The sequence below is a fragment of the Stieleria sedimenti genome (assembly GCF_025060895.1).
GTDB classification, from domain to species: domain Bacteria; phylum Planctomycetota; class Planctomycetia; order Pirellulales; family Pirellulaceae; genus Stieleria; species Stieleria sedimenti.
Genome location: NZ_JANZKV010000021.1, coordinates 22723 through 28722, shown reverse-complemented (window position 1 = coordinate 28722; position 6000 = coordinate 22723). Strand labels below are relative to the sequence as shown.

General features: G+C 59.2%; 3 protein-coding genes. 2 read left to right on the top strand and 1 reads right to left on the bottom strand.

What is annotated here, in order from left to right; all coding sequences use genetic code 11:
* Positions 1-378 precede the first annotated feature (378 nt).
* Positions 379-3018, bottom strand: coding sequence for a pyruvate, phosphate dikinase (gene ppdK, locus NZK35_RS03525; protein WP_259631219.1), 2640 nt, complete (start codon positions 3016-3018; stop codon positions 379-381).
* Positions 3019-3620: 602 nt separating this feature from the next.
* Between ppdK and cysS the strand changes: the two genes are divergently transcribed.
* Together cysS and ruvC are read left to right on the top strand one after the other, a co-directional pair.
* Positions 3621-5189 carry a cysteine--tRNA ligase gene (cysS, locus tag NZK35_RS03520; protein WP_259631218.1) on the top strand — a complete coding sequence of 523 codons (1569 nt, stop codon included), beginning with the start codon at positions 3621-3623 and terminating at the stop codon, positions 5187-5189.
* Positions 5190-5248: 59 nt separating this feature from the next.
* Positions 5249-5728 carry a crossover junction endodeoxyribonuclease RuvC gene (gene ruvC / locus NZK35_RS03515; protein WP_259631220.1) on the top strand — a complete coding sequence of 160 codons (480 nt, stop codon included), beginning with the start codon at positions 5249-5251 and terminating at the stop codon, positions 5726-5728.
* The last annotated feature ends 272 nt before the right edge of the window (positions 5729-6000 follow it).

Genomic DNA, 6000 nt, shown 5'->3' with positions numbered 1-6000 from the left:
ATCAAACGGTATTCAGCAACCGTTGGTGTCTAGCCTTTAGGCGATTCCCGGTCGCTGCGAAGCAGCGAGACTGGGCGGCTAAAGCCCAATACCGCTAAGTTAAGCGTCGTTTCTTCAGATGAGGGCCCGTAGGCTCGCGCCAAACGGCTGATATTCGTTTGACATCAGCCGGTTCGCGCCAGCGTCCGGGCCCCCTCATTCATGTTAACTTAGCGGTATTGGGCTAAAGCCTGCACACCAACACGCTTGCCTGTGCCATGCGAGTCGCGCACCCTGATTTTTAAATCTGAAATCTGAAATCTGCGGCGGAAGAGCCATAAAAAAAGACCCGGCTGAAAGAGCCGGGTCTTCTGTTGACGCTGAGGGGGTGCCTGCGTGCTAGCTGTTGGTGATCGCAGCTTGAGCGGCGGCCAGTCGGGCGATCGGGACACGGAAGGGGCTGCAGCTGACGTAGTTCAGTCCCACTCGGTGACAGAACTCGACGCTGCTCGGGTCGCCGCCGTGTTCGCCACAGATGCCGATCTTCAGGGCTTTCTTGGTCGAGCGGCCTTTGGTGACACCCAGTTCGACCAGTTGTCCGACACCGGTTTGATCCAGGGATTGGAACGGGTCGACATCCAGGATTTCCTGTTCCAGGTAATCGGGCAGGAAGCCGCCGATGTCGTCGCGGCTGTAGCCGAACGCCATCTGGGTCAAGTCGTTGGTGCCGAAGCTGAAGAAGTCGGCGTGCTCGGCGATCTCGTCTGCCGTCAAGCAGGCACGGGGGATTTCGATCATGGTTCCGATCGAGATATCCAGGTCGCCGTCGAACTTCTTCGCCGCAACAGTCGAGGCAATCGTCTCCTCGACCTTCTTTCGCAGCAGTGCGAGTTCTTTGTAAGTTCCGACCAGCGGAATCATGATCTCGGGGTGAGCCTTGATCTTTTTCTTGCCGCAGTTGATCGCCGCTTCGGTGATCGCTTGGACCTGCATTTCCAGGACTTCGGGATAGGTGATGCTCAAGCGGCATCCCCGGTGTCCCAGCATCGGGTTGGCTTCGTGCAGCGCTTCGATGCGTTTCTTGATGTCCGATGCCTTGACGCCGAGTTCGGTGGCCATCTCTTTTTGAGCGGCCGATTCGTGGGGCAGGAACTCGTGCAACGGCGGGTCAAGCAAGCGGATCGTCACGGGCAATCCGGCCATCGCTTTGAAGATGCCCTCGAAGTCTTTGCGTTGGAAGGGCAGCAGTTTGGCCAGTGCCTGACGTCGCTCTTTTTCTTCTTCGGCCAGGATCATCGACCGCATGTGGATGATGCGGTCCGGCTCGAAGAACATGTGCTCGGTACGGCACAGTCCGATGCCTTCGGCGCCGAAGTCACGAGCTCGCTTGCTGTCGGCGGGTGAATCCGCGTTGGTGCGAACGGCCAGCGTTCGGTACTCGTCGGCCCATTTCATCAGCTTGGCGAAATCTCCGGACAGCTTGGGCTCTTGTGTTTCCACGGCACCCAGCATGACTTCACCGGTGGTTCCGTCCAGGCTGATGACGTCGTTGACGCCCAGGGTTTGGCCGTGGACCTTCATGCGTTTTTTCTTTTCGTCGATTTCGACGTCGGAGGCACCTGCGACGCAGCACTTGCCCCAGCCTCGGGCGACGACAGCTGCGTGGCTGGTTGCCCCGCCGGTGCTGGTCAGGATGCCGACCGCGGCGCTCATGCCATCGACGTCTTCAGGGCTGGTTTCGCGACGAACCAGGATGATGCTTTCGCCGGCGTCTTTCCGTTCGCGGGCTTCTTCGGCCGTGAAGGCGGGTTTGCCGACGGCGGCACCCGGCGACGCGTTGATGCCTTTGCAAAGCACTTCGGCGGCATTCCGGGCGGTGGTTTTGAAGCTGGGCAGCAGCAGCTGCGTCAGCGCGTTCGGGTCGACTCGCATGACCGCTTCTTTTTGATCGATCAGCCCTTCCTTGACGAGGTCGCAGGCGATTTTGACCGCGGCGATGCCGGTTCGTTTGCCGGTTCGCGTTTGCAGCATGTACAGCGTGCCACGTTCGATCGTGAACTCGATGTCCTGCATTTCGGCGTAGTGGTTCTCGAGCGTCTTTTTGACCTCCAGGAGTTCCTTGTGGATCGCGCGATTCCACTTGGGCATTTCGGCGACCGGTTGCGGGGTGCGAATCCCCGCGACGACGTCTTCACCCTGAGCATTGATCAGGAACTCGCCGTAAAACTTGTTCTCGCCGGTGTTGGGGTTTCGCGTGAATGCGACGCCCGTGCCCGAATCGTCGCCCATGTTTCCATAGACCATCGATTGGACGTTGACGGCGGTCCCGAGCAGGTGGCGGATCCCTTCGATCTCGCGGTACTTGACCGCCCGATCGGTGTTCCAGGAGCCGAAGACGGCTTCGATCGACAGTTCCAGTTGTGCGACCGGATCCTGAGGGAACATCTCGCCGGTGTGCTCCTTGTAGACTTCTTTGTAAGCCTCGCACAGTTCTTTCAGGCCCTCGGCCGGCACTTCCGTGTCATCGGAGACGTTGTACTTTTTCTTGATTTTGTCGAATGCGACTTCGAACTGGTGGTGGTCCATCCCCATCACGACGTCGCCGAACATGTTGATCAGACGGCGGTAGGCGTCGTAGGCAAAGCGTTCGTTTTTCGTCGCCTTGGCCAAGCCTTCGGTGGAAATGTCGTTGAGCCCCAGGTTGAGGATGGTGTTCATCATCCCGGGCATGCTGACCGCCGCTCCGGAGCGGACGCTAACCAACAGCGGGTTGGAGTCGTCGCCGAACTTCTTGTCGAGTTCTTTTTCGAGTTTCTTGATCGCTTTGCCGACCTCGTCCATCAGGCCCGCGGGCAATTGCTTGCCGGCCTTGTAGTACTGGTCACAGACTTCGGTGGTGATCGTGAAACCGGGGGGGACCGGGAGTCCGATCGAGGTCATTTCGGCAAGGTTCAGTCCTTTTCCGCCGAGTAGAGCTTTGGGTTTGCCTTTGCCTTCGGTTTTTGTTTTACCGAAGTAATAGACCATCTTGTTCGCCATGGTTGTTCTCTATCGAAACCGTCTCAGAAGGGGCGTGAGCAGGCGGTGGGTTCGTCGCTATCCGCAGTCAAAACAAGGACTTACGTCTATCGACGCCGCTTGAGCTCGTGGAGAATTTAGGAGTCACTCGGGAGCCATCGGGGGCGTCTTGCTCGGCATGGTGGTGCCGCGAATCGCGGTCGCAATTCGCCCGAAGTGCCCGATTTATTTCACCTCGGTCCGGCCAAGCGGGCGTAAATCTATTTGCGACAAGCGGTTTGGTCAATGAGAGGGGCACCGGGAACCTGGAGAGGGCCGCGGTTTCTTGCGACGCGGAGGCAAGTGGAGCGGGCGGTTTGGCTGAATGATGGGGGCAAAACGATGGGAGGAAAACGATGGGGGCAAAACGATGGGGGGAAAACGATGGGGGCAAAATCACGGGGTGGCAAAATGACGAGGTGATTTCGCCGCTGTTGGCATTGTTTTGCCCCCATTGTTTTGCCATTTGTGCTTCCTTCCCCAGCTGCTCCAGGCGTGTGTCGCGAATCGGGCTCGGCGAGATCCGCTTGCGTCCCTACAATTCGCGTTTTCCTCGAGTCACTCCATTTTGCCCGCCGACCACCGTGACAAAGCCAGCCAGCCAACTTCGTGTTTACAACACGCTGACGAAAACCAAACAGCCGTTCGAGCCGATCGCTCCGCCCGCCGTCGGGATCTACCTGTGTGGCCCGACCGTCTATGCCGAATCCCACATCGGTCACATGGTCGGTCCCGTCATTTTTGACACCGTCAAACGTTACCTGCGGTATAGCGGCTACCAGCCGACCTGGGTGGTGAACATCACCGACGTCGACGACAAGCTGATCAACAAGAGCAAAGAGCGAGAGCTTCCGGTTTCTCAGATCGCCACGGAAATGACGGCCGACTACATGGCCAACCTTCGCGAATTGGGCGTCAACCAGATCGACTACATGCCGCGGGCGACCGACCACATGCCCCAAATTATCTCGTTCATCGAGCGGCTGATCGAAAAAGACCACGCCTATGAAGTCGATGGAGACGTTTTCTTCGACGTCGTTAAAGACCCCCATTACGGCCAACTCTCCAACCGCAGCGTCGATGATCAGCAGGGTGAGGGCGGCGAGGCGGCGGCGAAAAAACGCTCCGCCGGCGATTTCGCGCTCTGGAAATCCGCCAAGCCCGGCGAAATCTCCTGGGACAGCCCCTGGGGCCGCGGCCGACCCGGCTGGCACATCGAGTGCTCGGCGATGAGCCACGAGATCCTGGGCACGACGTTTGACATCCACGGTGGCGGGCTGGACCTGATGTTCCCCCACCACGAAAACGAGCTGGCCCAAAGCGGCTGCTGCCACGATGCCCCGATGGTCAAGTACTGGATGCACAACGGCCTGATGCGGTCCGAAGGCAAAGGCAAGCTGGGCGGCAAGGGTGATCGCGAAGAATCGGCCGAAGAAGCAGCCGCGGGAAAAATCAGTCGCTCCAAGGGCGACGGCGGCCTGAGCGCGCTGATCCGACGCCACACCGGAACTCGGATTCGGTTCTTCCTGCTGCGAACCCATTATCGCAGCACCATCCTGTACAGCGAAGCAGGGCTGGAAGAAGCCGGCGCGGCGTTGGACGGTTTTTATCGGTTGTTTGATCGTTTCAAAGAGATCTCCGGAATCTCCTTCTACGGCGACGGCGATCTGAAACCCGCCAAAACACGTGTCGGCGGCGAGTTCGATCCCGGAAAGGATGCCTTGCTCGGGCAGGTGCACCAGCTGCGGGAAAAGTTCATCACCGCGATGGACGACGACTTCAACACCGGAGCCGCCATCAGCGTGCTGTTCGATGGGTTACGGTTGCTCAATCGATTCATCGATGAAAAATCCCTCGCCGCCGGGGCGGATGCGTCCTCGCCCGATGTCGTCTCGCTGATCGCCGCGATGCGATCGATGAAAGAGTTGACCAACGTGTTGGGGTTGTTCGACAAGCCGCCGGTCGCCGGCGGAGGTGATGACGTCGCACAGGAGTTGCTCGACAAGACGATTCACCTGCTGATCGATCTTCGCAAGGAAGCCCGTGAGCGCAAGGACTATGCGACCGGTGATGCCATCCGCAATCGACTCGGCGAACTCGGCGTTGCCCTGTTGGACAAGAAGGATGGCACCAGTTGGGAACTGACCTCATGAGTTCGCGGGCTGCGGTCAAACTGGGCGGCGCCGCGGCCGGCCAACCGCCGGTCACGATTCTGGGCATCGACCCGGGACTGAACACGACCGGTTACGGTGTCATACGCGTCAGCCGGGGGCAATTCCAGTTGATCGAAGCCGGGATCGTCCGCAGCAAAGCCAAAGCGTCGATCGAGGAGCGGCTGATGGAGATTCACACCGGCGTCACGGAGGTGTTGCAGCAGCACAAGCCGGATTTTCTCGCGCTCGAACAATTGTTCTCCCACTACTCGCGGCCCAAAACGGCCATCCTGATGGGGCACGCTCGAGGCGTGATCTGTTTGGCCGCGGGCACCGCCGGCATTGCCGTCAAAAGCTTCGAACCGACGAAGGTCAAGAAAGTGATGACGGGCAATGGGCACGCCCCGAAGCATCAGATTCAATTGGCGGTAAAATTGCAATTGAATCTTGCCGAGGTCCCCGAGCCGGCCGACGTCGCGGACGCCTTGGCGATCGCCGTGTGCGGTTTCCACCTCAGCCATAATCCGCTGTTGGCATGAGCGACTCGATGAACCTCGTTCCAGAGCTGCCTCGTTGCAAGGCTCCGCCATGGAACTCAAGGCCGGTGTGGCTCCTGCCACACGCGGTAGACGACCCCGAGGCGGGAGTCTCCATGACAGGGTGTTCCCAGCATTTTTAGCGGTAGGGCGCGAGCCCTCCGGTGTTTTGGTAAAGATGAGGAACCGGAGGGCTTGCGCCCTGCCGCTAAAACCTCGTCAGGCACAGGAAATCAATGCTTCACCGCGTTAGGTGGAGCCCGGGAACGAGTAGT